At 62.8% G+C, this 25800-nt stretch carries 30 protein-coding genes; 9 read left to right on the forward strand and 21 right to left on the reverse strand.

Annotated features, from left to right (window positions below):
* Positions 1-205, forward strand: a 205-nt coding sequence (locus LPN01_RS18345) for a hypothetical protein (protein WP_262829865.1), incomplete at its 5' end; no start/stop codon positions are given.
* Positions 206-243: 38 nt separating this feature from the next.
* On the opposite strand, the gene LPN01_RS18350 is transcribed toward LPN01_RS18345, so the two are convergent.
* The 5 genes from LPN01_RS18350 to LPN01_RS18370 all read right to left on the reverse strand — a co-directional run bounded on the left by LPN01_RS18350 (position 244) and on the right by LPN01_RS18370 (position 2898).
* Positions 244-1017: an SMODS domain-containing nucleotidyltransferase gene (locus LPN01_RS18350; protein WP_262829866.1), complete on the reverse strand. Its 774-nt coding sequence runs from the start codon at positions 1015-1017 to the stop codon at positions 244-246.
* A complete protein-coding gene (locus LPN01_RS18355) occupies positions 1017-1526 on the reverse strand; it encodes an SLATT domain-containing protein (protein WP_262829868.1) in 510 nt (169 codons plus the stop codon). Before LPN01_RS18355 ends, LPN01_RS18350 begins: the two co-directional genes overlap by 1 nt.
* 88 nt (positions 1527-1614) lie before the next feature.
* Positions 1615-2205 carry an SLATT domain-containing protein gene (locus LPN01_RS18360; protein ID WP_262829869.1) on the reverse strand — a complete coding sequence of 197 codons (591 nt, stop codon included), beginning with the start codon at positions 2203-2205 and terminating at the stop codon, positions 1615-1617.
* Positions 2202-2492 (reverse strand): hypothetical protein, encoded by a 291-nt coding sequence (locus tag LPN01_RS18365; protein WP_262829870.1) that lies wholly within the window; start codon positions 2490-2492, stop codon positions 2202-2204. The genes LPN01_RS18360 and LPN01_RS18365 overlap by 4 nt, the downstream gene beginning before the upstream one ends.
* Positions 2493-2559: 67 nt before the next feature.
* Positions 2560-2898 carry a hypothetical protein gene (locus tag LPN01_RS18370; RefSeq protein WP_262829871.1) on the reverse strand — a complete coding sequence of 113 codons (339 nt, stop codon included), beginning with the start codon at positions 2896-2898 and terminating at the stop codon, positions 2560-2562.
* 262 nt (positions 2899-3160) lie between these two features.
* Between LPN01_RS18370 and LPN01_RS18375 the strand changes: the two genes are divergently transcribed.
* Positions 3161-4258 (forward strand): DUF4238 domain-containing protein, encoded by a 1098-nt coding sequence (locus tag LPN01_RS18375; RefSeq protein ID WP_262829872.1) that lies wholly within the window; start codon positions 3161-3163, stop codon positions 4256-4258.
* Positions 4259-4641: 383 nt separating this feature from the next.
* On the opposite strand, the gene LPN01_RS18380 is transcribed toward LPN01_RS18375, so the two are convergent.
* Positions 4642-7449, reverse strand: coding sequence for a hypothetical protein (locus LPN01_RS18380; RefSeq protein WP_262829873.1), 2808 nt, complete (start codon positions 7447-7449; stop codon positions 4642-4644).
* A gap of 360 nt (positions 7450-7809) precedes the next feature.
* On the opposite strand from LPN01_RS18380, the gene LPN01_RS18385 reads away from it, so the two are divergent.
* Positions 7810-7968 carry a hypothetical protein gene (locus LPN01_RS18385; protein ID WP_262829874.1) on the forward strand — a complete coding sequence of 53 codons (159 nt, stop codon included), beginning with the start codon at positions 7810-7812 and terminating at the stop codon, positions 7966-7968.
* A 55-nt stretch (positions 7969-8023) separates the two neighbouring features.
* Here LPN01_RS18385 and LPN01_RS18390 read toward each other — a convergent pair whose 3' ends face one another.
* The 10 genes from LPN01_RS18390 to LPN01_RS18435 all read right to left on the reverse strand — a co-directional run bounded on the left by LPN01_RS18390 (position 8024) and on the right by LPN01_RS18435 (position 18015).
* On the reverse strand, positions 8024-9355 hold the full coding sequence (locus LPN01_RS18390) for a M28 family metallopeptidase (protein ID WP_262829875.1): 1332 nt from the start codon (positions 9353-9355) through the stop codon (positions 8024-8026).
* Positions 9356-9692: 337 nt separating this feature from the next.
* Complete coding sequence (locus tag LPN01_RS18395; protein ID WP_262829876.1) at positions 9693-10505, reverse strand: alpha/beta fold hydrolase; 813 nt, start codon at positions 10503-10505, stop codon at positions 9693-9695.
* A 112-nt stretch (positions 10506-10617) separates the two neighbouring features.
* Positions 10618-11010: a hypothetical protein gene (locus LPN01_RS18400; RefSeq protein WP_262829877.1), complete on the reverse strand. Its 393-nt coding sequence runs from the start codon at positions 11008-11010 to the stop codon at positions 10618-10620.
* A gap of 9 nt (positions 11011-11019) precedes the next feature.
* On the reverse strand, positions 11020-11457 hold the full coding sequence (locus LPN01_RS18405) for an MBL fold metallo-hydrolase (RefSeq protein WP_262829878.1): 438 nt from the start codon (positions 11455-11457) through the stop codon (positions 11020-11022).
* A 283-nt stretch (positions 11458-11740) separates the two neighbouring features.
* Positions 11741-12916 carry a zinc-dependent alcohol dehydrogenase gene (locus LPN01_RS18410; protein ID WP_262829879.1) on the reverse strand — a complete coding sequence of 392 codons (1176 nt, stop codon included), beginning with the start codon at positions 12914-12916 and terminating at the stop codon, positions 11741-11743.
* 192 nt (positions 12917-13108) lie between these two features.
* Positions 13109-13714, reverse strand: a complete 606-nt coding sequence (locus tag LPN01_RS18415) for a plasmid pRiA4b ORF-3 family protein (protein WP_262829880.1) — start codon at positions 13712-13714, stop codon at positions 13109-13111.
* A gap of 163 nt (positions 13715-13877) precedes the next feature.
* The gene (locus tag LPN01_RS18420) at positions 13878-14615 is read right to left on the reverse strand and encodes a hypothetical protein (RefSeq protein ID WP_262829881.1); all 738 of its coding nucleotides are present in this window, start codon (positions 14613-14615) and stop codon (positions 13878-13880) included.
* Between the two features lie 237 nt (positions 14616-14852).
* A complete protein-coding gene (locus LPN01_RS18425) occupies positions 14853-15248 on the reverse strand; it encodes a VOC family protein (protein ID WP_262829882.1) in 396 nt (131 codons plus the stop codon).
* Between the two features lie 479 nt (positions 15249-15727).
* Positions 15728-16827, reverse strand: a protein-coding gene (locus tag LPN01_RS18430) for an IS3 family transposase (protein WP_262829883.1) whose coding sequence is annotated in 2 segments (ribosomal slippage) — positions 15728-16575 and positions 16575-16827 — 1101 coding nt in all. Because the reading frame shifts where the segments join, the coding sequence is not laid out codon by codon here.
* A gap of 46 nt (positions 16828-16873) precedes the next feature.
* Positions 16874-18015 (reverse strand): IS3 family transposase gene (locus tag LPN01_RS18435; RefSeq protein ID WP_410482852.1). Its coding sequence is split into 2 segments (ribosomal slippage): positions 16874-17766 and positions 17766-18015, totalling 1143 coding nucleotides; the frame shifts between segments, so codons are not numbered across the junction.
* A 393-nt stretch (positions 18016-18408) separates the two neighbouring features.
* On the opposite strand from LPN01_RS18435, the gene LPN01_RS18440 reads away from it, so the two are divergent.
* Entirely contained in the window at positions 18409-18576 is a 168-nt protein-coding gene (locus LPN01_RS18440) for a hypothetical protein (protein ID WP_262829885.1), read from the forward strand.
* A gap of 206 nt (positions 18577-18782) precedes the next feature.
* Here LPN01_RS18440 and LPN01_RS18445 read toward each other — a convergent pair whose 3' ends face one another.
* A complete protein-coding gene (locus tag LPN01_RS18445; protein WP_262829886.1) occupies positions 18783-19391 on the reverse strand; it encodes a PEPxxWA-CTERM sorting domain-containing protein in 609 nt (202 codons plus the stop codon).
* 415 nt (positions 19392-19806) lie between these two features.
* Here LPN01_RS18445 and tnpA point away from each other — a divergent pair, with 415 nt between their 5' ends.
* The 4 genes from tnpA to LPN01_RS18465 all read left to right on the forward strand — a co-directional run bounded on the left by tnpA (position 19807) and on the right by LPN01_RS18465 (position 23148).
* Positions 19807-20268: an IS66-like element accessory protein TnpA gene (gene tnpA / locus LPN01_RS18450; RefSeq protein ID WP_410482853.1), complete on the forward strand. Its 462-nt coding sequence runs from the start codon at positions 19807-19809 to the stop codon at positions 20266-20268.
* Entirely contained in the window at positions 20265-20618 is a 354-nt protein-coding gene (tnpB, locus tag LPN01_RS18455; protein WP_262829888.1) for an IS66 family insertion sequence element accessory protein TnpB, read from the forward strand. The genes tnpA and tnpB overlap by 4 nt, the downstream gene beginning before the upstream one ends.
* A 57-nt stretch (positions 20619-20675) precedes the next feature.
* Entirely contained in the window at positions 20676-22307 is a 1632-nt protein-coding gene (tnpC, locus tag LPN01_RS18460) for an IS66 family transposase (protein ID WP_410482854.1), read from the forward strand.
* 595 nt (positions 22308-22902) lie between these two features.
* Positions 22903-23148: a hypothetical protein gene (locus LPN01_RS18465; protein WP_262829889.1), complete on the forward strand. Its 246-nt coding sequence runs from the start codon at positions 22903-22905 to the stop codon at positions 23146-23148.
* A 192-nt stretch (positions 23149-23340) separates the two neighbouring features.
* Here the strand turns inward: LPN01_RS18465 and LPN01_RS18470 are convergent, their stop codons facing one another.
* The 3 genes from LPN01_RS18470 to LPN01_RS18480 form a co-directional block, all read right to left on the reverse strand.
* Positions 23341-23484 (reverse strand): hypothetical protein, encoded by a 144-nt coding sequence (locus LPN01_RS18470; protein WP_262829890.1) that lies wholly within the window; start codon positions 23482-23484, stop codon positions 23341-23343.
* A gap of 35 nt (positions 23485-23519) precedes the next feature.
* Positions 23520-23705, reverse strand: a complete 186-nt coding sequence (locus LPN01_RS18475; RefSeq protein ID WP_262829891.1) for a hypothetical protein — start codon at positions 23703-23705, stop codon at positions 23520-23522.
* Positions 23706-23880: 175 nt separating this feature from the next.
* Positions 23881-24045, reverse strand: a complete 165-nt coding sequence (locus LPN01_RS18480; RefSeq protein WP_262829892.1) for a hypothetical protein — start codon at positions 24043-24045, stop codon at positions 23881-23883.
* Between the two features lie 530 nt (positions 24046-24575).
* Between LPN01_RS18480 and LPN01_RS18485 the strand changes: the two genes are divergently transcribed.
* A complete protein-coding gene (locus tag LPN01_RS18485; protein ID WP_262829893.1) occupies positions 24576-24710 on the forward strand; it encodes a hypothetical protein in 135 nt (44 codons plus the stop codon).
* Positions 24711-24814: 104 nt separating this feature from the next.
* Here the strand turns inward: LPN01_RS18485 and LPN01_RS18490 are convergent, their stop codons facing one another.
* On the reverse strand, positions 24815-25513 hold the full coding sequence (locus LPN01_RS18490) for a hypothetical protein (protein WP_262829894.1): 699 nt from the start codon (positions 25511-25513) through the stop codon (positions 24815-24817).
* Between the last annotated feature and the right edge of the window lie 287 nt (positions 25514-25800).

A 25800-nucleotide genomic window follows, 5' to 3' on the forward strand; every position in this document is an offset into this window, starting at 1 on the left:
GGTCCGACAACAGGACAACAGCGCATCAATTGTCGCCGTTGCCGGACCCGGTGGCGCTTCCCAACTGCTGACCGCCCGCTTCATGCCGCTTAACCGCACGATTATGTGTCCAGAAAAGCCCAGACCCGGTGGAAAGCTGCCTGTCCGCCTCGGCGCAAACACAAATGGCAAACGTCCTTTTGGTAGTCTAAGAATTCAAGAATAAGTTGACGAGCTTGCCCGCAGGAGGCCACGGGGCAACCTTCATTCCGGTATCAGCTTCTTCACCTCGCCCTCCGCAGTGTAGGGCATGTCATCGCGCTCATACTCCCGCACCTTCGCGATGATCTCCTTGGCGCGGTTGATGCGCTCATTGCGCCACTGCGCTGCTTGGTTGGCGACGAGCTTGTCGAAGACAGCAAAAAGATAGTCTTTCTGATTTGAAGCTAGATAGTAATACTGATCGACAATCCATTTTTCAAAGGCGTAGCTGTCAAAGACATACCCAGCCTTTGCGTTCCAGAACTTGGCAAGGCGGATCGTCGGCTTGATAAGGCCATACTCGGATTGGTTCTTGGCGGTAAGCGTCGCATTGAAGTCGTTGGGATTGGTGTTCTGCCAAGCCGATGTGCCGTCAGGAATTTTGTAGGCAGTGGTCCAAGTGTCCGCGAGCGCCGGCACCAGATCGAATTTGATATGATTGAGCTGCAAGACGATCGTCGGCGACGATTGCTTGATATCGGACGACGAATAATAAGCGTCAGCAAAGCGCCGGAGGCGATCGATGTAGGTCTGCGGTGTGTAGCCGCCGTCACTGAACACGACCATGTAATCGATGTCAGAATGCTCATCCATCGCGCGGGGCAGGATGGTGCCGCGGGTCGACGATCCGAAGCGAAAGTGCTTCGTTACCGTCGTGCCGAAGTAGGAATTGAGGCGCGAGGACAAGGTGCTGATCGAGGTGTTGATCGAGGTCTGCTCGGTCGCGGACAGAACCGCATTGCTGGCTCGGTTCTGAAGATAGGTGAGAACGGACATTAGGCGTCTTTCCTGTCGACACGGTGCGCGGCTTCGCCTTCGTCGATACCTTGACGGGCAAGTTCGAAGTCGCGGCGCGCCGGTTGCGCGCTGGCTTGGTTGAGTTCGTTGCGCCGTTTGGTGATCTCATCGAGGTTCGCGATTGCGGCCGCGTCGTCGCATGCGGCGTCGAGCTTCACCGTGCGCAGCACGCGCGCATCGTTGCGGAGCGTAAGGTACTGGTCGCCACTCCCCTTGTGCGATGACGCCCGCTCCGAGGGTTTCAGGAAGGTCGACAAGGCGGTAAGGATAGCAACGATTGTCGACATGATGCCGGCGATATCGGGCTGGCCTTTGAAGAATGCCGTTCCCGCCAAAGCACTAAGGATGACGGCGGGAACGCCGAGAAACAGATGGTATCGGCTCCACCGCACGCCCGCGTTAAATTGTGCCTTGCCTGAATGAATGCAGTCTTCCTCGATACGTTGAAGCTCATCCTGAATGGCGGTCCTTGTAGGCGTCTCGCTCATGCGTCATCCTGAACAACGGGCGTGGTCATTGGTGACCGCAAAAGATCATATCTGCAAGGCAGGCTTCCAACGCTCGCCCGCGTGATGCCTATTTGCGGCCGAGCAACCGCGCGATGAACCCGGGGGCGGATCCGCGCTGTTCACCCTTATATGACACCGAGCCCTCCTCGCGTTGCCTGCGCGTGGCTTTCCACGCCCACTTTGGGATTTGCGGTGCATCGCCGTTGATGTCGTTCAGCCTGGCCCGGTAGCCCTGCACCGCCTTGACTGCCGCCTCGCAGAACGAAGCGTCCGGGAAGTCCGTTTCCCAGTTGCGGCAGTTTCGCCATAGCGCGTTGAGGTTTTCTGCGGCCGTTCGGTGGCGGATGGCGAGGTCGCTGAGATTAAGAAAGGCGGTCATTCCACTCAAAAGCGAAACCACCAGGCTGATGAACACTGGGATGTTGCGGACCAGCTCGCTGCCTGCACCCGCAGCTGGCAAGACAGTGCGGGTCTGGCTTGATACGAGCCAGGCGAGTACGATCGAAAGCACTGTGGCGGGAACACCAAGTACGAGCTTGTGCACACGCTCGTAGCGTCGCGCCGCCGCCCAATGGCCGAGCTTGGAGATCTCGGTGTCCTCAAGGTGACGCTTGATCTCGTCAACCGCGGCGCGGAAGTGGTTCTCGTCGTATTTCACTTCGGATCGCGGTCCCACCCTGATTGAAAGGCTGTGAGCAGGCGCGCGCTCGCGTCCGCCACCGTCCTCACCTGCGCCTCAGTGACACCGAAGGTCTCGTCCCACTCTGCCATCGTCGCCACATGGTAGACAAATGCAAGATCAGCAGCGAGCCGACCGTCGAGCGCTGTCATCCCGGCCACTATTGCATCGCGCGTCCCTTCGTATGCCACTCCAGCTGCTCCAAGCCAGTCGAAAAGGGCGGCGCGCAGGGCCATCCATTCAAGCACCACTGCCTCGGTCGACATGCCCGCCCGGCGTAAAGCCGAAGCGGCGGCAACCCAATTGGCCGCTCCCCCATTCGCGCTCAACACTCTAGAGCTCTCTGCCGTCGGTAAGAACGTTCCGGACGTACTGCGACGCCTTGAATGAGCAGGCCTCCTGCTCGATGGGAAAGCACGTGTGCAGGACGCCGGTCGCGACGGAGCGATCTGCCAGTAGGCCGGCGATCGTCCTCACCGCCTCGAACCGGTCCGTGCCATCTCGCACGATTATCGCGAGGTCGACGTCGCCCGGATCAGCGCCGTGGACGGCCGAGCCATGGAGTACGACCCGCTCCCCACCCGGCACCGCACGACAAAGGTCGAGCGCCAGCTGGGCGAGGCCATCCTGCCATGATTTGCCCGACGTCAGCCGCGCCGTATCATCTTTCACTCGAAAATTCATGGGCGGGACCTAGCACGTTCTTTCGACCGCATAGCAACCGTTCCCGATCAGACCATTTCAACAAAGTGGGCAGGGCAGCAGGGTTGGGATGTCGTTCGGCATGATATTCGTCTTCGCCGATCATCGTGCGCCCCGTCTGACGTTGGCGAACGCTCGACGCGCGCCTTGTTGTTTTCCTTTCGTTCTGCTATACCAGGCACGTCGCGGGATCCCGGGAAAAGGGGTCCCGATCTGGTGTGGCGAAGCGGCGATGGCGGATAACAAGAATCAGCATTTCGTGCCGCGCACGCATATCAAGCCGTTCACACTGGATGGCGAAGGTTTGGCGATCAACCTCTTCAACATTACGAGGATGAAGGCGATCCCGAACGCGCCCGCGAAGAACCAGTGTTCCAAAGACTACTTCTACGGGCAGGATTCCCAGCTCGAGCAGGCCATCCAGTTTGTCGAGGGGCGTTACGGCAAGGTCGTACGACATCTCGCCGAGGGCGGTCCGGTCCAGCCCGGGGTGGACATCGTCCTGCGACGCTATGTCTATCATCAATATTTGCGGACCGACGCGGCGGCGCAGGCCTCGGCGACGATGATGCTGGCTTTGACCGATCTTCCCGGCTCGGATTTTCCGGTGCCGCCGTTCGGGGAAGCGGTGAAGATCGCCACCGAACAGGCAATGCTGCACTATGCCGAGGCGATGGGAATTGTCGACGATCTCAAAATGTGCATCGTCCGCAATGCGACCGACCTGCCGTTCGTCACCTCCGATAATCCCGCCGTGCTCACCAATCGTCTGCACTATCAGCGACCCACGCCCGGCAAGCGCGCGTTCGGCGTTAAGACTGCGGGCGCACTGTTTGTCCTGCCGTTGACTCCATGCTTGCTCGCCTTGTTCTACGACGGGGCGGTCTACTCGGTGCCTCATAAAAGCCGCTTCGTGGATGTCGAGCGCCGCTCGGACGTCGCGGTGCTCAACGAGCATCAATATCTCAACTGCGCGACCAACATCTACTTCGGCGCGTGGGAGGGGCGCGATCAAGTCGCCGTCGCGGCGGCGGACGCGTTGCCGCGCCGACCAGCGACGCCGCACACACGCACGCATGCGGTGCTCGACCAGTCGGATAAGTGGGGCGAGCGGTTCACTGTCGAGCCCGTTTCCGACATTCGCGACGGGCGAAAACGGCTAGTCCATATCGTCACGAACAAGCCGACCCCGTTGACCTGGCCCTTGTTTCTCAAATTTCGGCCCGATGCCTCGGGTTGGTCGAACGGGACGGGCGCAGGGCTAACGCGACGCGGTTGCCTCGACGAGGGTTATGTCATGGGCAGCGGTTATGCCCGGGTCAGGGTCTGAGCGCGATGGCTGAATTTTTCGAACTGATCCGCGATTTCCATTCGCTCGGCAACGCGCAAACATGGGAGGCGGTACGGATACCAGCCCATCTCCAGTTGCTGTGCAATGCGGGTCGAACGAAGATTAAATGTCGCCTTCCGGCCAGAGCTGCCGTTCGACATGTCGCACGCCGACGGCGGTAAAGTCCCACACCTCGCCGCTCCGACCGCCGCTACCGCACATGAACGGGCGGCCGAAGTTGGGGAGCCCGTAAGAGCCTCTGAGCGTCTGAGAATGGGTCCTCGGGGCACAGAGGCCATCGGCGGGTGTCGACCAACTCACGCTGTTCCGCGCAGACCAACCAAAGGTCCGCTTCCCGCGGAAGCATCCCTATGTTCGCATCATTAGCGATGGATCTGCATTTGAGTTCGGGGTCCCTGGCGAGCGGCCCGAAGGGATTTTAGTGGTCTCTGAAGCCGCGGCGGAAGTGTTTTCGCCAGCGCATGCAACTCATGCACTGTCAGGGCTTTGACGACGGGGATGGCCATAGCGAAAAGGTATCCTGTATGGTGGCTCCGCGACCCCGCGAGCAGCTCGATCGCGCTCCGCAGAGCAGCTATCTCAAAGCGCGGATGGGTCAGCAGTGCGCCGATTACAGAATAGCGCCCGGGGTCGTAAGGATGCGAGTCAAACCAAGCCTGGACGAGCGGGCCTAGATCGTAATCTGGCTGCATCTCGATTAGCCTGGCAAGCAGGTCATGGCTATCGGCCAGTTCGATATTCTGTTCCATCCATGCGAGCGCCCGATCGAGGTAGCGCCGCGCGCCTTGAACCTTGAGAAGCTGGGCATAGACACTGTGCAGCGCGCGCGGTGGATGATCTTGGCCGAGCCAACGATCGATTAACCCGATCTCGTTCCCCTCGATCGGCTGGAGGGCCAAAGTCCGGACGAGGTCGCCCAGTCCAGAGTCCCTCGGATGGGCGCCGGCCAGACGCGCCGCCATCGACCGATACTCGGCGGCGTCCGGTCCGCCCGTGCGGATCGCACTCGCCAGAACGGGTGCAATCCGAAGCGAGCGCTGGTGCCGTCTGAGCCAATTTCGGACGAGCACCAAGTCTTCAGAATTGCCTCGGCCCGCGAGCTTCTTGTAGTATTCGACGACCGCAGGTTCGTCGACGACGCCAGCCAAATAGGCGCGTGCTACCTCGCGCGTACCTGTGTCCGCCTCCCGCTCCGGCGGCCCGCTGGCAAGCTGCAGCGCGATCTGCGCCTTGTAGATTGACGCTACGACGTCTCCCTTGAGCAGTGAGACCGCGCGGGCTTCCAGGTTATGCATGAACGCCCCGTTGGCCGCGCGCTGTGCGGCAAGCCATAGCCGCATCAATGGTGCCATCGCCGGATCGTCGTTCTCCGCACTGACCACGGAAAAGGCCGCGTTGAGGAGGTCCGGCGCCGTGTGAGAGCCGCCATATCCCAAGCGTTTCAGGCGCTTGCGCAGGGCGCGCATATCGATCACCTGACCAAGCAGCGTCCGTGCCAGTCTTCCGTCGCCGTTCTGAAGGGCGACGGAGATGATGGCGCCGATGTCACGCCCCCATATTTGCGGAAAGTCCGAGCCACCGACCCACCGAAGATAGAGCGGTTCGAGATACTCGGCGTGGCCAAGCTCGATGCCGCCGTCGCGCCGGTCGGCGCGCAGAGTCACGCCGGCACCTTCGAAGGTGAAAGTCTCCAAATCGACAGCTTGGTCTGTTGATACGGCGCCAGGAATCCCGAACAGATTAGCCGCTATGACGTGTCGGGCTAACGGCCAGAGGCCATCACTGCGCAATTTCTGTTGGAATTGGTCCGCCAGCGGCGCTTCGCCTGTACCAGTGCGCCGTAGGTCGACGAGCATCGTGGCGAGCGATTGGCGTGGCTCGAACGGTGGGGCATCGCTGCTACCGACCCAGTGGCTGAACAGTTTCTGATCATTCGCCGTGGGCGGTGGCATGGGGAAAAAGTCAAACTGGATGTTCGATGTTTTCGGCAGACTTTCCGAGATTCCGCACGTGAGCAGGGCAGCGGGCCGTGAAGCGAACGCATAACATTCTTCAATCAGCCTACCGAACAAATCAGCGTCAACGCGACGCGGAAGATCGTCGATATAAGCAAGTTCGACCCCGTGGATCGGTTCTCCAGGCTGGATTTTCGGACGCGATTGCAGCCAGGCCTGCAAATCGCTGAACGAGGCTAGACCCGTGACCGCGGCTACGGCGCGCCGCTCAAGTAACGCTGCCACCAGCTGTAAGAGCAGGACCGATTTACCGTCACCGGATCGCCCACGGATACAGAATACAGGGATCTTCTGCAGGTGAGCCGCCACCTGGGCCTCCAGTCCGGCATCCCAATCCAGGGCCGTCGTGAAGACCTCGTCGAGCAGACCTGTGCGTTCGAGGAACCGGCCCAGCTTTAGGTCGAGCATCCGCGGACTGGCGTCCACAAGAATTGTACCGCTAGCAGGACCTGCGGCTTTTGCGAGATCACCTGGCACAAAAAGATGCCCACCGTGCGGCCGGGTGGTTCGGACATCGTTTTTGGCGCGATCGAGCGCCTGTATGAGTGCGATCTGGACGCCAGCCCGGTTGCCACCATTAAAAGCAGCAAAGATGCCGCCAAGCATGGCGTCCATCGTCGCGCCGGGATTCTCGACGCCCGCGTTCCATAGCACCAGCCGAAGCGCTTGTGCCGGATCAGCTGTGATGCGGATCGGCGCCTTGCGGTCAAACATCGCCAGTGTGCGTTGCAGAAGTGCTTCGTTTATGGCGGTGCGTTCACGCAGCGCATGTCGCGCAAGGGCGATATCGAGCGTCGTTCCGGTCTCCCGCTTCATCGTAACAACCTGGAATTGCAGCTGGTCCTGTAGCGCAGTCGAGCAGAGCGAGGCGATGTCGTAGGCTTCGGCAAAGGCGGCTTCGAGCGTCGACTTGGTGAGGGTTCGCTTGATCTGGACGAGGGATATCTTGTCCTCGTTTAGGATGGCGTCGCTGACCGATTCGATATCGACCTCGCCACGAGGCTTTTTATCGATCAATTCGCTTTTGAGCATGCGCGCCAGCGCCGCCATAGTCTGCAGCGAAAAGCCGCTGAGAGCCCACCAGCCACCATGCGCACGCTTGCTGAAGGCGGTAGCCCAAGCCGTTTTCAGGTCTACAAGAGTATCAGCGGGCATAGTCTCTTCCTGTCGAGCGCCCGCTCTGCAATCGCACATCGAGCCGTGATCGACGTATCAAATAGACCGACCGCTCTGCTTCGGACAACCGACGTCGACTCCGGACTGCAGTAGCCGGCATACCTTTTAGAGCGACCGACGAAGCGCCAACGATTGACCAAGTACGGAATCTTGCGATCGCTTACGGGCGGAGGGCAAGAGATAGGATGCGGCAAACTGCCGTGGCGCGGGTCGGGCTACATGCGCGAAATGTTGACGGCCGACGACCCAATGGCGTTCCGACAGCATGATGGGCAACGCAGTCAACCCGTTTGCGAGCCACATTCGTTGGCGTTGGCCTCCGATCAAGAGGACAATACGATGACGGATTTCGATCGGCAGCTCATGCCAAAAGCGGTCGTTTGCGGCTTTGGTGCTGGATTGCGGCTTTGTCCCAAACCTTGCCGCTCCGACCGCCGTTACCGCAACATGAACGGGCGGCCGAAGTTGCGGAGTCTGAAAGAGCTTCTGAGCGTCTGAGAATGGGTCCAATACTTTAGGCCGCTCGTATGCCGTCGCCAGAGAAATGCTGCTTCTATTCTTTCGGCTGGCCATCCTTCGTCCATCGTGGAGTAAAGCGGTTGTTGGCCAGCCAACGGATAGGTTTTAACAGCGACTCGATCGCGCGCACCATATATGGCGCATCGATTCGATCGGGCGTGTCTTGGGGCGTATGGTACGTCGTGACCTCGCCGTAGCCCGACACGGTGTGGGCGACGACCCCGCGTAGAGCGAGTGCGTAATTGTCCGATCGCCGGAAGTACTGCTGTTCGGGGTAGGGGTCGGCGTCGATCAATGCGCCATGGGCGCGAAGTTCCGACCCCAGGTCGGACCGCTCGTACCCCGTCATCATCAGCCGATCAGCCGCGAGTTTCGGAACGCTGGCGCCGATCATCTCGAACTCGATGTTGGCCGCGATTTGATTCAGCGGCACTGGCGGATGATCCCCGAACCAGCGCGAGCCGAAGCCACCCCGTTCTTCCGAGCCATAGGCCACGAAGAGGATGCCGCGGCGTGGTCGCTTGCCCGCCGCCATGGCTCGGGCAATCTCCATCAAAGCCACCGTGCCCGACGCATCGTCGTTCGCTCCCGGCCAGATCGTGCCGTCTGCTCCGACACCGAGATGATCGAGGTGCGCCGACAGCAGCAGCACACCGGCTGCCGGGTCGCTGCCGGGCAGATAGGCGACCGCGTTCGTGGTGCTGTCGTGGGCAAGCGTGAAGGGGACGGACAGTGTGACGGTGGCTCCGGCACCGAGCAGCTTTTGCATCGTGTCCGACCCGACGGCGATCGTCGAGGTTCGACCGGCTGGCGATTCAGCGGGGAAGAACCTTGGCAGATTCGGCCGACCACCAATGGCATCTATGGCTCGAGGGGTATCCTTGTCAGCGACGACGATCGTCACCGTGGCCCCGACCTGAGCGCGCGCCTTGGCAATGTCGGCGTTCTTGGCTGCGGTATCGGGAACGACCAGCACGGCGGCCTTCGTGTCCGGAAAAATGCGGCCAAGGACGGCGACCTTACCACCCCAGACCCCACCCACGACACGCAACGGCGTCGTATCGGGGGCGGGAACGCCATCGATCAGCAGTTCCACCGGGCCAGCCAGCGCCTGACGCAAGACGGGGATGCGTTGCAGGTATCCGGTCATCCCCGGCGCCGTCTTCAAGCCATAGCTCTGCAGTTGAGATGCCACATAGGAAGCGGCGATTGCTTCATCGGGCGTCGCGCTGCCGCGTCCGTGCAGGTCTGGTCCAGCAAGAAAGTCGAGTTGCGCGCGCACCCTGACCGGGTCCACGCTGTTTCGCCCCTGCGCCGCGGTCGCCATCAACGCCAAGGCAAGCGTCAGGATGATCGCCCGCACCATGATACCCCCCCGTCCAATCGGTGGGGATATGCGCTGGATCGGCGTCCCTGTCATCATCGGCGACAGAGATGCTTCGTGCGCACCCGTCTAAGCCCTTCCTCGTCAGCGTCGAGGGCGTGGGATCGTATGCTCGGACCGACGGGGTAGGCGTGATGATCGCACAGATCGGGTCACAACGGATGGGCATGGTGACCAGATGAACCTGCACGCGGCGATGGACATAAACGAACGGCAGGTTTCCGGGAGGGGCAGGCCGAGCCTGAATGACCGCCTCTGGGTCGTACTGCACTAAGACTACGAGCAATCAGCGGGACGAGGAGTGGGCGGCGATGCCTGTTCAAGCTTCAGGCAGCCTGGCCGGCCTAACTGATCCTTCCTGCTGCGTAGCGCCGAGGATGACTTCGACCGTCTCCTCCGGCATGTCCCACATCGGAAAGTGGCCGCTGGACTCGAACCAGTGCAGTTCTGCGGACGGAAACGCAGCCTGCGCGCGCGCCGCCTGCCTCGGCAGACAGAGCCTGTCATGCTTGCCCCACCCGATCACGATCCGGCCGGTGCCATCGGCAGCTGGCCCGATTTGCTCGGGTCCGGTCGCGAGGTCATGGACCAGCGCGTCGAAGGTCGGTGTCGTACTGAGACCCATCAGCTCTGTCGCGACGATCTGCGGATCGAGCGCCCACGGGTGCGCGGACAATTGGGCCAGTAGCGCGCTGCGCGACGCCGCATTACGGCTCAGCATCGGCAGGCCGGGTCGGATTGCCCGCAACAGGCGGCCCGAGGCGCCGATCGTGGTCTTGAAGAAGGTGCGCTCCCAACCCCGCCAGAACCCGCCCGGGTCGAGCGCGACGACATTGCCGACGACGCCGCGCCGGGCGAGTTCGAGCACCATCCGCGCGCCCATCGAACTGCCGACGACATCGATCCCGGCTAGGTCGTTCTCTACGATATTGCGCTGGACGCTGCCAACCAGGCCGTCGAAGGTCCCGCTATCATGTTGCGCCGGCGTCGCGCCATGTCCGGGCAGGTCGATCGCGATCACTGTTCGACTGGCGCTGAGCGCATCCAGAATGGTGCTCCACGATCGCCAACTTCCGCCCAGACCGTGGACAAGCAGCAATTTGCGGCCGGTGCCGCGGTTGATCTGGTGCATCTCGTCTCGCTCTGGTTACCTGGAACGGCTCAACGAGCACGGTCCGTACATGGGCCCCACACCTGGAGGCATCGCGTCAGCTGCCTATGCAGCGCTCCCGGCGCTGAACGCCTCACGAAGCCTTGCCCGCGAGAAGTTCGAATTCGACGGCATCATGCGCGCAGAAAATGCGCACGTCGGTCCGATCGATCGAGAGCTTGCGCAGCCGGGCCTGATTGCTCAGGCGGGCTCCACGATCGACCTCCATAAGCCGCTGATAGCCGCGGAGACCGGGCGGGCAGCGATACGTCTCCGATCCGATCTCGCCACGGTAGAAATAGGCGTCGGCGGCATGCAGCAGCCAATTGCCGTCGTTCTCCCGTACCGCCACCCCACTATGTCCCCAGGTGTGGCCCGCGAGCGGCACGAGCAGGATCTCGGGCGGCAGTCCGTCGAGGTCGCGTACCGCATCGAACCCCATCCACGGCTCGCCGCCGCCGAGCGGATAGAGGCGCCAGTCCGACACGTCGTTCCACTACGTGGGGCGGTAGCGCCGCGTGCCGACGAACGTGCCGCCGCGGCGGCCATCGACGACTTCCTTCTCGCGCGCGGTGAGATGGACGGTGGCGTTCGGGAAATCCTCGATGCCGCCGGCATGGTCGAAGTCGAGGTGGGTCACCACGATATGGCGCACGTCCGCGGGGGAGAAGCCGAGCGCACGCACCTGCGCGATGGCGGTTTCCTCGGGACGGAGCTGGATGTTGTTGAGCTTGAGGAAGAACTCCGACAGCCGGCGGTGCGGATGATCGATGTCGCGGGTGCCGAAGCCGGTATCGACCAGGATCAGCCCAGCATCGCTTTCGATCAGCAGGCAGTGGCACACGAGGTGACCGAGCGGACCGTCACTGCTGCCGTCGAACAGCCTGCCGCCGGCCGGGCAGCAGGTTCCGCAGTTAAGATGATGAATGCGCATCGGCCGGCTCCCCAATGACGATGTCCGAAGCGGAAGCAGCGGGATGATCCGCTCGCCCGCTTCGCGGGGCGAGACGCCGCGCCGTTTGGGCGTCGATGCTGGGCTGAGTGCGGCGCGAGCTCAGCCAGGCGGCCAAGGAGCCGGCGATGAGTATCGCGAGGCCTGCAGCCGGCCAGACCTGCCCCCCTACCTCTGCGGGTAGGGAAGCACGATCTTGGCAGTGTTTCTCTGACCGGTCTGACACGAAGTTCCTCCTGATCCCGCCTTGCGCAGGATGCGCGGCTCAGCCGTGCGGGCGCATCACCACCTTGATGACGCCGTCCTCCTTGTCGCGGAATTTGGCATACATTTCGGGCGCGTCCTCGAGGCTGGCCGGATGGGTGATGACGAAGCTCGGGTCGATTTCGCCGGCCACGATCTTGTCCAGCAGCGGCTTGGTGTAGCGCTGGACGTGGGTCTGGCCGAGCTTGATCGTCAGCCCCTTGTTCATCGCCGCACCGATCGGGAGCTTGTCGCCCATCCCGACATAGACGCCGGGAACGGAGACTGTGCCACCCTTGCGGCAGCTCATGATCGCCTGCCGCAAAACGTGGACGCGATCGGTGGCGAGCATCAGGCTGGCCTTTACCTTGTCCATAACGGCATCCGCCGCGCCGTGGGCGGCCGCCTCGCAGCCGACGGCGTCGATGCAGCTGTCGGGGCCGCGTCCCTTCGTCCGCGCCTGCAGCTCGTCGTAGACGTCGGTCTCGGCGAAGTTGATCGTCTCGGCGCCGCCGGCCTCAGCCATGGCGAGGCGCTCGGGCACCTCGTCGATCGCGATCACGCGCCCAGCGCCCATCATCAGCGCGGAGCGGATCGCGAACTGGCCGACCGGGCCGCAGCCCCAGATCGCGACGGTGTCGCCGTGCTCTATCTGCGCGTTCTCGGCGGCCATGTAGCCGGTCGGGAAGATGTCGGAGAGGAACAGCGCCTGTTCGTCGGTGACGCTGTCGGGGATCTTGATTGGGCCTATATCGGCCATCGGCACGCGGAGGTACTCGGCCTGGCCGCCGCAATAGCCGCCCAGCATGTGGCTGAAGCCGAACAGGCCGGCGGGCGAGTGCCCCATCGCCTTGGCGGCCATCTCGGCATTGGGGTTGGTCCGGTCGCAGGCGGCGAACAGGCCCTTGCGGCAGAACCAGCAATCGCCGCAGCTGATTGTGAACGGCACCACGACGCGATCGCCGATCCTCAGGTTGGTCACCTCAGAACCGAGCGCCACGACCTCGCCCATGTTCTCGTGACCGAGGATGTCGCCCGCTTCCATCGTCGGCTGGTAGCCATCGAGCAGGTGGAGGTCCGACCCGCAGATCGCGCACGCGGTAACCTTGATGATCGCATCGCGCGGGTGCTTGATCTCGGGGTCCGCGACGGTGTCGACGCGGACGTCGCCCTTACCGTGCCAGCATAATGCGCGCATATCTCTTCTCCGTCTGAGCAGGGGCTCCGCCAGGATCGGAAAAGCGACTGAACCAACTCAACGTCTCTAAGCACGGAATGGGCTCGTACTCGTTAGCCTATGTGAACGAACTTCCGGTTTCGAACGGCGACCCCCGAGGTCGGAGCGTCCGACATTGGTTTTTTGCGCCGCAGCATGTGCGGCTCACCCTCGTTAGTTGCGGGTGCGGCTTCTCTCATAGGCGGCCTTGCCGGCGTGTCGGCGAATCGCGATAACTGCGGCCGTATGCTTGGTGACGAGCTCGTCGATGTCATCGGCGTCGAACGGGCCGCCGTACCATTGGCGTAGCTGTTGATGTTCCTCGTGAGCTGGGTCACGCATGGCGTCGAGGAACAGTTCGAAGCCGGAGAGGCCGCCGACGTCCTCGGGCGGGCAGGGCCGTTCGCCAGCGACGAAGCGAGGGTATTTGGTATTGGGCTCGGCTGGCCCGATCGCCTCGACGGTGACGGTGTGCCGCCAGTCGTCGCCCATGTCATAGGTGTAGGTAAGCTGGCGGACACCGCGCTCGATGAGGGAGCCGAGTTTTACGTTCTTGGCGGCGGTGAGGTTGCGGTCCGGCCACTCCAGATCTGGTCGGCCATAGCGGCGGTCGCCCGCTTCGAAGTGCCAAAGATGATTGTCTTGCCAGCCCATGGCGCCCTGGATCACGTCATGGAGCATCTTGAGGCTGCTGGTGACCGGCATGTCGACCGTGCGCCAGATATCGGGCTTGATGTCATTGAGGCTGATGCGCAGGCGCGCGATGATCTCTTGTGTCACGCTGCAACTCTGCCGGCCAAGCCGCGACTCTTCGCATTGCTGCGGCTGAACCGCGGCTGCTGGGTGAGTAGCCTGAACGAGCGGCCGAAGTCGGGAAGCCACTTCAGGCCTCTGAATGGCGGCTTCTGGGTCAGACACGACTGAGATCGGGGGGGGGCTTGGCCTATCGCTCCGCGTTGTGCGCCGCGACGCGATGCGGATCGTCACTTGGGCCATCGCTGCCCATGCTGCCGTCTCCAAGCCCGCCGCCGCCAACCATACCACTGCCACCACCACCACCACCGCCACCGCTCCGGCCGGCATCGTCCTTGTTGCTACCGCCTCTGCCACCACTGGACGACGCGGGACGCGCGGGCCCCTGCATCGCGATCGTCAGATCGGCGGGGATCGGGTCGAGGTCGAGCGCATCGCGCACGAACGCACGCAACGACACGACCAGTTCGTGCGTGTGGACCGGGTGGCCCGCGACCAGTTCGCGAACTGCCCTGTCCGCCAGCCGGACATGCTCCTCGGTGCCGAGCAGGATGATGTCAGACAGCGCGGCCTCGACCGCGTCGCGGATCCGGCGCGTGCGGTCCGACCGCGCCGCGCCTTCCGCACTGAGGTCCAGCGCAGCCATCGGTTCCTCTGCGACGCCGCCCTGCTGCCGCCGCCGCAGATCGCGGCGGTGGGCCGGATCGACGGTTAGGTCCCCCGTGAACGAGCCGCCGAGGACCTTGTAGGCGGCGATGAGCGTTCTGAGGCGCTCGTTGATCTGCCGGTTCATGCGCTCACGGCGCTGCTGGAATGTCATTTGGGTCAGCAGACGGATGCCAACCCCCAACAGCGTAACCAGCGTCAACCCCAGGATGGTGGCGAGCAGGCTCTGCCAAGAGCTGAAATCCAGACTGCGCAAGTGCATTCCTCAAGTTAGAGCCTATGGAACGCCCGGCGATCTTGCAGGTGCCGCAGAACGGCAAGATGGCGAACCGAACTCGTGCAATCTCGCTCTGTAACGCAGCTGAACGAGCGACTGCTTCTGACTATGATCCGCTGAATGACCGGATATGAGTCTTCGCAGACGCGAGTTGCCCGGCGGGCGACGCCGAAAAATCGGACATCCCGTCGGCCAGAATCCGCACTTTGACCCTGTCTTCTTTCAGGTGTTCCACGCTGCGTTTTGGATGACGACCCGATACCCGTCAGGATCCTCAAAGGTTCGGCCTTGCCGATCCCAATAGGCATTGAACGCCGGAACCGCCGGGAAGCCCGCAGAAACCATCCGTTCCACCGCCGCGTGCCAGTTTACTACATTGGGCAGGTAGAAGATCAGAAGGTTATCCTGCGTTGGCGCGCATCCTGCGGCGTGCCCGTGCGCTGTGGTAAACTCGAAATGATATGGCGCGTCCTTGCCCCCGAGTATGATGCCGTCAAAGCCATCATGGTCGGCAAATCGGTACAGCACATCGAGGCCAAGGCCGTCCCGGTAAAAGGGCAAGAGAGCGTCGATATCATCTGTCGGGCGAGCAACCCGCAGCGTCGGAAATGCAGTCATAGCCGGGAAGCTATGACCCGTCTGGGGCCGACTGCAAGTGATCCACCTCCTTCTCAAACCTGCCCGCCCAGAATGCTACTACTGGGGTCATGACTCGGTCGGCCTCGTTCGCCGAAAAGCGCCGCCGCGTCAGTCTGAATGAACGGCCGCTATAGAAAACCGAAATGGGCGACCTGAATGACTGCAACTGGGTCTTCGCAGCCATAAGGCAGGGCGGTCGCTAACGCCCAAACCACGCCGTTCAATCCCGGCTTTCCCGCGACCGACTCACGTCGTTCGTTCAAGCTTGTGCTCGACGGCCGCCCGTGACGACGGCCGATAATATGATGATAGATGCTGCCGTCTCTTCCCTGAAAGTGGCCGCTGATCCGCTGCCCGCCTGACGTGCTCCCCAAAGCTCTACCAGTCATAACTGGAGTCCGGGGTTGGTATGAGGGTCCCCCGGTTTCTCATCCAGGTCGAGGGTGAGTTTCCGGCGTTCATTCGGCCGCGATCTTGGCCGCGGCAGCAGCATATTCGACCGGCGTCAGCCAGCCAAGCGATGTGTGAGGGCGGCTCTCATTGTAGTCCCGCCGCCAGGCCTCGATCTTCGCTCTGGCGTCCTCCAGCGACAGGAACCAGTGCGTGTTCAGGCACTCGTCCCGAAGGCGGCCGTTGAACGACTCCACGAAGGCGTTGTCCGTCGGCTTGCCCGGCCGGCTGAAGTCCAGCGTGACGCCGTTCTCGTAGGCCCAGCGGTCAAGTGCCTTCGAGATGAACTCCGGCCCATTGTCCACCCGGATGGTTCTAGGCGCACCGCGGATCGACGAGATCCGCGCCATCACCTCGACCACCTGCTCACCCTTGATGCCCTGGTCGACGTCGATCGCCAGCGCCTCGCGCGTGAACGCGTCGACTACCGTCAGTGCCCGCAACCGCCGGCCGTCGAACAACGCGTCGGAGACGAAGTCCATCGACCACATCTCGTTGGCCGCCGCAGCCGCAGGTTGCCGATCGCGGTTGGCAGCGCTGACGTTGCGTCTGGGTTTCTTGAGCCGAAGGCTCAGTCCATCGTCCCGGTAGAGCCGGTAGACCCGCTTGTGGTTCACGAACCATCCTTCCCTGCGCAGCAGGATGTAGATGCGAAAGTAGCCATACCGCGTCCGCGTCGCCGCCAGATTACGGATGCGCAGCATCAGCGGCGCCTGGTCCGGTCGATGCGACACGTAGCGCACCGACGACCGGTCGACGCCCAGCGCCAGGCAACTGCGTCGCTCGCTGACACCATGAGACGCCTGGACGTGCGCGACGAGTTCGCGCCGTCGTCCAGGCGTCAGGGCTTTTTTGCCAGCACATCCTGCAGGATGTGCTTGTCCAGGCTCAGGTCCGCGACCAGCTGCTTAAGCTTGCGGTTCTCCTCCTCGAGCAGCTTCAGGCGCCGCAGCTCGCCGACGCCGAGGCCGCCGTACACCTTCTTCCAGCGATAGAATGTCTGCTCCGAGATCCCCATCCGGCGGATGACCTCCGCCACCGACGTACCCGTCTCCGCCTGCTTCAGCGCGAACGCAATCTGCTCCTCGGTGTGCCTCGTCTTCTTCATGTCCAGCTCCTTGCCCGCAGGCTTCAAAGGGCCGGAAAACTCTCACTCAAATTGGATGAAGAAACAGGGAGGACGTCAAGGTATGGTGCCCCTCGGGGCGGTGTTGCGCAACCTGCCTGGCAGCATCGGCGGGCGTCAGCCCGCCAACGCCGCTATGCGGCCGCACGTGGTTGTAGTCGTCGCGCCAGAGCCGCAGCACCGAGCGGGCGTGGCCGAGCGACACGAACAGCGTCTCGTTGAGGCACTCGTCGCGCAGGCGGCCGTTAAAGCTCTCGACGTAGCCGTTCTGCTGCGGCTTGCCGGGCGCGATGTAGTGCCACTCGATGGGTCGCTCTTGCGTCCATCTCAGGATCGCCAGGCTGGTGAGCTCGGTGCCGTTGTCGCTCACGATCATCAGCGGCGGTGCGCCTCTGGCCGCGATGATGGCGTCGAGCTCGCGAGCGACGCGGGCGCCTGACAGTGAGGTGTCGACCACCAGCGCGAGGCATTCCCGCGTGAAGTCATCGACGACCGCAAGGATGCGGATGCGCCGGCCGCTGATCAGCGTGTCGCTGACGAAGTCGAGGCTCCATCTCTGGTTCGGACCTTGCGGCAGCGTCATCGGCGCCCTTGTCCCCATGGCTCGCTTCCGGCCACGACGGCGCCTGACCCGCAGGTTCTCCTCGCGGTAAAGCCGCAGCAGCTTCTCGTGGTTCATGACCAGGCCCTCACGAGCCAGCATGATGCCAAGCCGCCGGTAGCCGAAGCGACGACGTTCCGACGCGATCTCCCGCAGCCGCGACCGTAGGTCGCCATCATCACTACGCCGGGGCGCGTAGCGCACCGACGTCCTGTCCGCGCCGAAGATGGTACAGGCCCGACGCTCGCTGATGCCGAACAACCGTCGAGCATGCTCGACAGCCTTCCGCTGAGCGGCGGGCCTCACCAGTTTTTTGCCGCGACCTCCTTCAGAACGGCATTGTCGAGCATGGCATCGGCCAGCAGCCGTTTGAGCCGGCCGTTCTCCTCCTCCAGCACCTTCAGCTTGCGCGCCTGCGACACGTCCATGCCGCCATACTTGGCCTTCCACGCGTACAAGGTGGCGCTGCTGATCCCGTGCTTGCGACACACGTCGGCGGTCTTCATCCCGCCCTCCTGCTCGCGCAGCACCGCAATGATCTGCTCCTCGCTGAACCTGGTCTTCTTCACGTCCGTCTCCTCACGAAGGCGGACTCTAGCTCAAACTGGCAGAGTTTCACGGGAGCACGTCACCGATCGGCGCCGATCGGGTCCCCACTTTAACGTGGCATGCCGAACAAAATCAGCGACATGCGCTTCAAAAGGGGGGGGGCATGCTCGACTCCGATCCGCCCGGCAGTGGCCCAGGCCCCCACGCCCCGCTGGCGGCGCTCTAGGCTTGCTCCCCGAGGCGACACAACGCAAACTCCGCAAGCGAATGACGGGGGATAGCTGATGGCGACGGCGGCAACGGCGATTTTGGCGAAGGCACGGCGGGATGTCGTCGGTCATTTCATGACGAGCAACGCGGTCTCCCCGGCCAGTGCAATCGCGTACGAGACTTCGAGACGGGTCTAGCGGCGTATGTTCGAACGCCTGAAGCGTGACGGCGTGCTCGTCGCGGCGGAGGACAATCGCTGGTTCATCAACATTCCACGCTATCACGAGAGCGTGAGCACCCGGCGAAAGCGGGTAGTCGGCGTGGTCGGGGCGGCGATCCTGGCGGCAGCGGGGTTGGCCTTGCTGGGCTGAGCCGAGCATAACTTTAGCCCATCGGCATGCCCATAAGGCGCACGTGTGCCATCGGCGGAATAATTCGGGCAAGAGGGCGGCGGAATGGCAGCTGTCTCGTCCGCCCGATCAATGTCGTGGTACCCCGTAGGCGCGGGAAAGCCGCCGCCCCGGGTCTGGGACAGCGGCTCCCTTCAAGCCCGCCAAGAGGAAGCGGACGAAGTCTGTCAGGCTGCGTAGGCGACCGTGGTGGTGACGTTCTTCTGTCGGCGACGCATCGCGAAGCCCACCGCGCCCATGCCTAGGATCATCATCGCCCAGGTGGCAGGCTCAGGCACCGCGCCGGTCATGGCGGCAAACGTGCCGTTCGTCGCGTTCGTGATCGTCACCGAATTGCGATCGGTGTTGAACGTCGCGTTGATGCCCGAGAAATAGTTGATTGCCACTGGCCCAATCGATGACTTGCCGTCGTACCCAAGGAGGGCGCCGTTATTGCCGGAAAAATACGAGTCACCGTAAAGGTCGTTAAAGACTAGGCCAGCGTATCCGTCGCCGTTGATATAAAAGTACGAAGGATCGGTGATATTAAAGGTGCCAGCGGTCGGCGAAACCGCCTGTAGTGACGAAAGCTGAGTGTAGTACGAATAACCATTCGTCAGAATGTTGTCGGTGTCAGCAACGCCGGTGAAGGTCGCATCAACGTCGCTGAATGCGCCGCCATTAACCCCCGAAAATGTACCAGTAAACGTGTAGGTAATCGGAACAGCCATTGCCGGAGTGGCAAGCGTCGCAACAGCGGCGACAGCAGCAAGCATGGTACCCTTAAGAAATTTCATCGTTCCCTCCATTCACCGTGAACCACTCCGGTGTCTGGAGCTTGTTTTATCTCTGGCTCATCAGCTCGCAAATAGATTTAAACAGCCGTTAACTAAAGAGTGTCCCTTTTCAAGAATTGGTTAACTAAGCCGAGCAGTATTTGATCGGGTGGTTCTAGCTAGCCAACAGCGCCTAGCGCGCGGCGACCGCCATTTTGAGGAACGCCGCCTGCCACGTCGCGCGGCATCCGCCCAGGCCTACGGCCCCTCAAGCCGCTCAATCAGGCTGTCCCCCAGCTTCGCGGCGACGTGCTCGATCGCCGCGTTATCGTCGTTGCGTAAGCGTCCGGTGAGTCGCGTGTTGTCCTGCTCGGCATAGCCGTCGATTTCCGGACCTGTGTTGGTCTCCTTTTGGAGTCCAGAAGGAGGTCAGGAGATGGGTCGGATGGAGGTCATCACCCGGACGGAGCGCCGGCGGACCTACAGCGAGGCGGAGAAGGCCGCGGTGGTCGCCGAGGCGTCGGTGCCGGGCGTGACGGTGCGCGAGGTGTCGCGGCGGCTCGGCATTGCCGAGAGCCTCATCTATAACTGGCGGTCCGCGCACCGGAAGGCTGCGAGCATCGCCAGCGAGCCGTTGCAGTTCATCCCGTATGGTGTGGTGACCGATGCTGCGCCGGCCGAGCCGGGCATGGCGCTTATGCCAGCGGCGCCCGCACCGACACCCGCCAAGCCGTCGCCGCCTGCCACACCGACGGATGACCTGATCCGCCCACATCCGGGGGCGCGACCTGGCGGAATCGACATCGACCTGCCGACCGGTGTGCGCCTGTCGGTCGACAGCTACGTCAACGAGAAGGCGCTTGCCCGCGTGTTGCGGGCACTGGGACATGCGTCGTGATAGCGCTGGCACCGGGCACCAAGGTCTATCTCGCCTGCAAGCCGGTCAGCATGCAGAAGGGCTTCGACGGGCTGACCGGGCTCGCCAGCCAAGTGCTCGGCGCCGACCCGTATTCGGGCCACCTGTTCCTGTTCCGGGGCAAGCGCGGCGACTATCTCAAGGCGCTCTACTGGGACGGCTCGGGCATGTGCCTGTTCGCCAAGCGGCTGGAGAAGGGCCGGTTCGTGTGGCCTCCGCTGGTCGACGGCGGCATCGTGCTCAGCCCTGCGCAGCTCGCCCTCCTCATCGAGGGCATAGACTGGCGACGCACCGTGGCGCCCGCTCCGGTGACCGCGCCGACCCTCGTGTAAGCGGCACTTTTCCGTCCTTTTCGCTTGGCCTGACTCGGGCTGGTGGTAGGATGAGCCATGTCGCTGGCGATGGTCGATCTTCCCTCTGACCCGGACGAACTGCGCGCCTTCGCACAGGCGTTGCAGGCCCAACATGCAGCCACTGCCGCGGAACTGGCCAGCACCGCTGCCGAGCTTCGCACCGCCAAGGCGACCATCCAGCTGACCGCGCTGGAGATCGAGAAGCTCAAGGTCCAGCTGGCGCGGCTCAGGCGCATGCAGTTCGGCCAGTCGTCCGAGCGACTCTTCCGCGAGATCGAGCAGCTGGAGCTGCGGCTGGAGGAGTTGGAGACGGTCGAGGCCGAGGCGACCAGCGCGTCCGCCGACGCCGGCGTGCTGCCACCCGCCCGCGAGAAGCGCAAGCCGAAGCGCCTGCCGCCGCCCGACCACCTGCCGCGCCACGAGGTCGTGCATGCCGCCCCGCATGCGGACGGCTGCGCCACGTGTAGCGGAACCATGTCAGCGCTGGGCGAGGATGTGACCGAGGTGCTGGAGTATGTGCCCGGCCGCTTCCAGGTCGTCCGCCACGTCCGCCCCAAGCTCGCCTGCCAACGCTGCGACGCCATCACCCAGGCCCCGGCTCCGGCGCTGCCCATCCCGCGTGGCAAGGCCGGACCCGGCCTGCTCGCGCATGTGCTGGTATCCAAATACGCCGACCATCTGCCGCTCTACCGGCAGGCGGAGATCTACGCGCGCGAGCGCGTCGATCTCGACCGCTCGACCATGGCCGACTGGGTCGGCCAGGTCAGCTGGCTGCTCCAGCCGCTGGTCGACCACATCCACACACACGTGTTCGCGGCCGACAAGATCCACACCGACGACACGCCGGTTCCCGTGCTGGCGCCGGGCACTGGCAAGACCAAGACCGGCAGGCTCTGGGTCTATGCCCGTGATGACCGAGGCTGGCAGGGTATCGGCCCACCTGCTGCGGCCTACTTCTACACCCCTGACCGCAAGGGCGAGCGGCCCCGCGCGCATCTGGCCGGCTTCAGCGGCTTCCTGCAGGCCGATGGCTATGCGGGCTACGACCAGCTGTACGATGGACGCCGACAACCCGGCCCCATCGTCGAGGTGGCGTGCTGGGCGCATGTACGGCGCAAGATCTACGACGTTTGGAAGGGGACCGGCTCGACCACGGCGCGCACCGGCGTCAGCATGATAGACCTGATGTACGAGGCCGAAGAGTTGGGGCGCGGGCTGCCGCGGGAGGACCGGCTCGAACGGCGCCAGGTCGTCAGGGTGGGCGTGGACGGCTTCTTCAACTGGGCCGAGGACACCATGCGGCGCATCTCGGGCAAGGGCGCGCTCGCCGACGCCATCCGCTATGCGGTGAAGCGGCGCGCGGCGCTGACCCGCTTCTGCGACGACGCGCGGCTCGAGGCGGACAACAATCGTGCCGAGAGCTGCCTCCGACCCGTGGCGCTCGGCCGCAAGAACTACCTCTTCGCCGGCTCCGACAAGGGTGGCGAGCGGGCAGCGGCGATCTACACGCTCATCCAGACCGCCCGGCTCAACTTCGTCGACCCTGAAGCCTGGCTGCGCGACGTGCTTACCCGTATCGCCGACGGACATCCGGTAAACCGCATCGGCGAACTCGCACCGTGGCATTTTTCAACGGTCGATAACGGTGCAGGACTGCAACTTAGGTGAGCCATGATCGTGTTCGAAGCCGGCTATGTTGGTCAACCTTGCTCGCGTTTGCGGCAATCCTGTCGTCATGCCAGCAGAACGGGATGAATAGCCCAGTCGAGCAAGCGGCGGAGACCATCAAGGCACGCCTTCAGATTGGTAGTCGGCTAGAAGCCGCCATGTCGGTTTTGAGAGAGAATGGCTTCACCTGCCAGATGCTCGACGAAAGACTCGAAAACCATAGCCAGCCTTCCCTGCTCTGCCATAAAAGGGTCGTAGAGAAGAGATGGTGGGGACTGACGGAGTATCATCACGTCCGTGTGCTTGTTGACGTTGACGCTGGCAACAACGTCACATCTACGAATGTGGCGATCCTTTGGGGTGGCCTAAGAGGTCTGTAATACAAGCCAACCCAGGGATTGGTCGAAGGCAACCGCGTGGCCTGACGTTGCCATCAGCAACCGACCGCTATCCTCGCTCAACGGCAGTGACCGGACGCTTACGTCGTTGCTGGTGCGCAGGCGGCAGCGTGCCATGTCGAATCGCTTGCGTAAGTGTTCCCTATCCGTTCCATAGCCGGATGCGGCGGCAACAGCGAATCACGGTCGAGCTAGCGGTGCAGATCCTGCGCTCCGCGATGGCTGCCGGCGCGCTCGTGGACGAGGCCGATGCGCCGCTACGGCTGGCGCTTCGATGCCTTTGGCCACATTGCCCAGAGCGCTGGCCGCTTGTCCAATTCTGGGACGGTTGCCGAGGCGGGCATGACATCGGCCGATCGCAGTCGATGACCGCGTCGTTCAACGGCATCATTCGCCAGCTGCGCCGATCGGGCGCCTGGCGCGACGAGAGCGCGAACGACTAGCCCGCGGCTCGGCTGAAGGTCGCGGGCCGGGCGAACCCGGCCGGCATCAGCTGCCATCGCCCTTTGTGGTGGCGAACCAGTCCCCGGTCGGACGCTGCCGGACGTTCGCGGCGTCCGAGTTGGGCGCGATCGCCCAGCCCCCCCCGTTATGCTCAGCCGCATCAATCAGCGCCTGCTCACTGCTTGCCAACGTCACGCTGCTTTCGGATTCCCGGCAACTGTGTCGTCGCGAGACGGATCGAGCGGGCATGCAAGCGTCGTCAGGTCGTCGGCGAAGAGGTCGCTGTCTTCACCGATCGCGTGGGCGGGATTGTCGGGGCCGACGGGCCGGCTCAAGCGGTCCAACGCGTCGGCAAGCTGGTCCCGGGGCATCACAGTTTAGGCGCAGCCGTAGCGATCGCGTGGACCTTCTCGAGCGTGTCGAGAATGACGAACAGGTCCTCCGCGGTCAGCGCACTTTCCTCGTCGACGTAGTCCTCGGCATCGAAGGTCGTCGCGAAAGCATGGAGGTGATTGAGCGCTTCTCCCAGCCGATGTGTCGTTTCGTCTTCGGTCATGCACGGAGGCTGCGACAGGCGATCGATTCGCGCAAGCGGCCGGCTATCGCTGCTCTGGCAGCTGAATGAAAAATATCCCTGCCACGAGGGCGAGGAGCGAGGTGTAGGTCAGGATGGCTGCTACCGGCATTCGATCTTCCTGCCTCGCGGGGAATTAACGCCACCGGAAGGAGGGCTAAAAATCTTCGGACTGCATGCGCTTGGCCACGAGATCTGCTTGCGTGGCATAACCCTCCGCTGTTTGTAAAAGACTGTCCTGCATGAGGCCAGGGGCGAACCCCTCGGCAAGCCGCCGATAGCTTGAAGCCTTTGCGAGCAGATGATTGAGTATCTCAGCCATTTCAGCGCACGCCTCACCCAAGCCCCAATTGGCGCGGCCTACTGCCGGGGTTCAGTATCGAAGGCAATCACCGGCTCGACAACGGCCGACGCCGAGCGTGCCATAACGATGCGCATCTGTTGGCCAAGAGCAAGGAATGCAGATAGACCTCCCATCTAATCCGCGAAAAACGCCCGCGCTATCCCGGCAGTTCGATCGTCAGCGAGGTCGCAATCATCACCGCAGCGAGTGGCAGGATCACCGCCAAAAACGGCATCGCAAGGGCTGGGATGAAAGTCATGCCTGCCGAGTAGAGCACAATCGTTAACTATGTCGGAAGCGGATCCAATCCCGTCAGAACTCGGTGCGGACCACCGCCCACTACCTCTTGAGGCGCTGCGACAACGCCTCTCGCTGATTTCATTAGGCCGCGTCACGCCCTTCGCGTTGGGAACACCGGCCCACGGACAACCATCTTCTCCTTAGGGTCAGGAGGCCCCGTCAAAGCAAATGCACCGGCTGGTAAGCTGGGCAGGGTAGGGGGGGGGCGCATGCCTCGCCCGCGCAAACCCGCATCGCCGTTTCGCTGCTTCAACTCGTCGCCCGAGGTGATCCGGCTGGTGGTGCTGATGTACGTGCGGTTTCCGCTGTCGTTGCGCAACGTGGAAGACCTGCTCTTTGAGTGAAGGATCGACATTTGCCATGAGACGGTCCGGCTGTGGTGGAACGGGTTCGGACCGCTGTTCGCCGGTAATATCCGGATGAAGTTGGATCCGAGTCCGGCGCGTGATTATCCCGCAGGGAATGGCGGATAGGCGCGTGGCGGAACTCCAGAGCCAGGCGATCCCGATACGACGGCGGCATAAAGAGCAATGCCGACCGAAGTTCGGGCGCTAACTTCAATGACGAGTTGAGCCGCCGCCATCACGGCGATGCCCGATAACCATGCTCGGTGGACCGTTTGATCACGCCGCCAATCGACAAGCACGCCGGCAAAGGGGAAAACGAGCATCGCAGCGAAGATGCTGAGGCCGGTATATGGAATGAGGAGGGGGGCCGGCAGCAATCGTCCGAGCGCAGGCCCCATGATCATGGCCATTCCGCACAGATGCAGCCGCTTGTGCCAATCGGTTTGTCGCCGAAGTACGATGGCCCAAGTCGACAATCCGGCAAACGTGAGAACTCCGACCGGGTTCATGATGAGGAAATAAGCCGGTTGGAAGAAGAAGGGGGCATGGCCCGCACGAACCATACGCACCGTCACGATGGTGCCGAGGACAACCATCGCGCTCATCCAGCCAGCAGCGATCCAACCTAGTTTGCGGTGGAGGGCCAGCGACCCTGTCGACGCCAGAACATTCTGCGCAACGTAGATCGCGACCCAGCCGAAAAACACCAGGGCATGGGCATGAACGATCAGCGGAGCCGAAAAACTCGATCGTCCCATGGCGTTTTGGACGCCAAAGCCCGCGACGTTGATCACGGCCATCACGATCGCGGTAAAAAGGAAAAAGCGATGATCACGCGCCCGAGACTTCGTCGATCTGCTTACAAGCGTAGCCATATTGCCCCCCGACAAATGCAGGATGTCACGCTAACACACGCTGGGGGCATACTCAACGATCAGAGCAATATGCGTTATAGTTACAGTTGGCGCGTCAAGCCACGGGAAACGTGTTCAAACGTCAATCGCCCGCCCAGATCCACCCTGATAAACCGGTCGATCACCTTTATTTCGAATATGATGACAAGCCATTCAACGGATTAACGGATGGA

The organism is Sphingomonas sp. A2-49 (assembly GCF_025548555.1).
GTDB lineage: Bacteria > Pseudomonadota > Alphaproteobacteria > Sphingomonadales > Sphingomonadaceae > Sphingomonas.

Excerpts from the sequence above, each read along its gene's own strand:
- LPN01_RS18350 (WP_262829866.1), bottom strand. The coding sequence starts at position 1,017 with ATGTCCGTTCTCACCTATCTTCAGAACCGAGCCAGCAATGCGGTTCTG.
- LPN01_RS18355 (WP_262829868.1), bottom strand. The coding sequence starts at position 1,526 with ATGAGCGAGACGCCTACAAGGACCGCCATTCAGGATGAGCTTCAACGT.
- LPN01_RS18365 (WP_262829870.1), bottom strand. The coding sequence starts at position 2,492 with ATGTCGACCGAGGCAGTGGTGCTTGAATGGATGGCCCTGCGCGCCGCC.
- LPN01_RS18375 (WP_262829872.1), top strand. The coding sequence starts at position 3,161 with ATGGCGGATAACAAGAATCAGCATTTCGTGCCGCGCACGCATATCAAG.
- LPN01_RS18380 (WP_262829873.1), bottom strand. The coding sequence starts at position 7,449 with ATGCCCGCTGATACTCTTGTAGACCTGAAAACGGCTTGGGCTACCGCC.
- LPN01_RS18385 (WP_262829874.1), top strand. The coding sequence starts at position 7,810 with ATGACGGATTTCGATCGGCAGCTCATGCCAAAAGCGGTCGTTTGCGGC.
- LPN01_RS18390 (WP_262829875.1), bottom strand. The coding sequence starts at position 9,355 with ATGGTGCGGGCGATCATCCTGACGCTTGCCTTGGCGTTGATGGCGACC.
- LPN01_RS18395 (WP_262829876.1), bottom strand. The coding sequence starts at position 10,505 with ATGCACCAGATCAACCGCGGCACCGGCCGCAAATTGCTGCTTGTCCAC.
- LPN01_RS18405 (WP_262829878.1), bottom strand. The coding sequence starts at position 11,457 with ATGCGCATTCATCATCTTAACTGCGGAACCTGCTGCCCGGCCGGCGGC.
- LPN01_RS18410 (WP_262829879.1), bottom strand. The coding sequence starts at position 12,916 with ATGCGCGCATTATGCTGGCACGGTAAGGGCGACGTCCGCGTCGACACC.
- LPN01_RS18420 (WP_262829881.1), bottom strand. The coding sequence starts at position 14,615 with ATGCACTTGCGCAGTCTGGATTTCAGCTCTTGGCAGAGCCTGCTCGCC.
- LPN01_RS18425 (WP_262829882.1), bottom strand. The coding sequence starts at position 15,248 with ATGACTGCATTTCCGACGCTGCGGGTTGCTCGCCCGACAGATGATATC.
- LPN01_RS18440 (WP_262829885.1), top strand. The coding sequence starts at position 18,409 with ATGTTCGAACGCCTGAAGCGTGACGGCGTGCTCGTCGCGGCGGAGGAC.
- LPN01_RS18445 (WP_262829886.1), bottom strand. The coding sequence starts at position 19,391 with ATGAAATTTCTTAAGGGTACCATGCTTGCTGCTGTCGCCGCTGTTGCG.
- tnpA (WP_410482853.1), top strand. The coding sequence starts at position 19,807 with ATGGGTCGGATGGAGGTCATCACCCGGACGGAGCGCCGGCGGACCTAC.
- tnpC (WP_410482854.1), top strand. The coding sequence starts at position 20,676 with ATGTCGCTGGCGATGGTCGATCTTCCCTCTGACCCGGACGAACTGCGC.
- LPN01_RS18475 (WP_262829891.1), bottom strand. The coding sequence starts at position 23,705 with ATGACCGAAGACGAAACGACACATCGGCTGGGAGAAGCGCTCAATCAC.
- LPN01_RS18480 (WP_262829892.1), bottom strand. The coding sequence starts at position 24,045 with ATGGCTGAGATACTCAATCATCTGCTCGCAAAGGCTTCAAGCTATCGG.
- LPN01_RS18485 (WP_262829893.1), top strand. The coding sequence starts at position 24,576 with ATGCCTCGCCCGCGCAAACCCGCATCGCCGTTTCGCTGCTTCAACTCG.
- LPN01_RS18490 (WP_262829894.1), bottom strand. The coding sequence starts at position 25,513 with ATGGCCGTGATCAACGTCGCGGGCTTTGGCGTCCAAAACGCCATGGGA.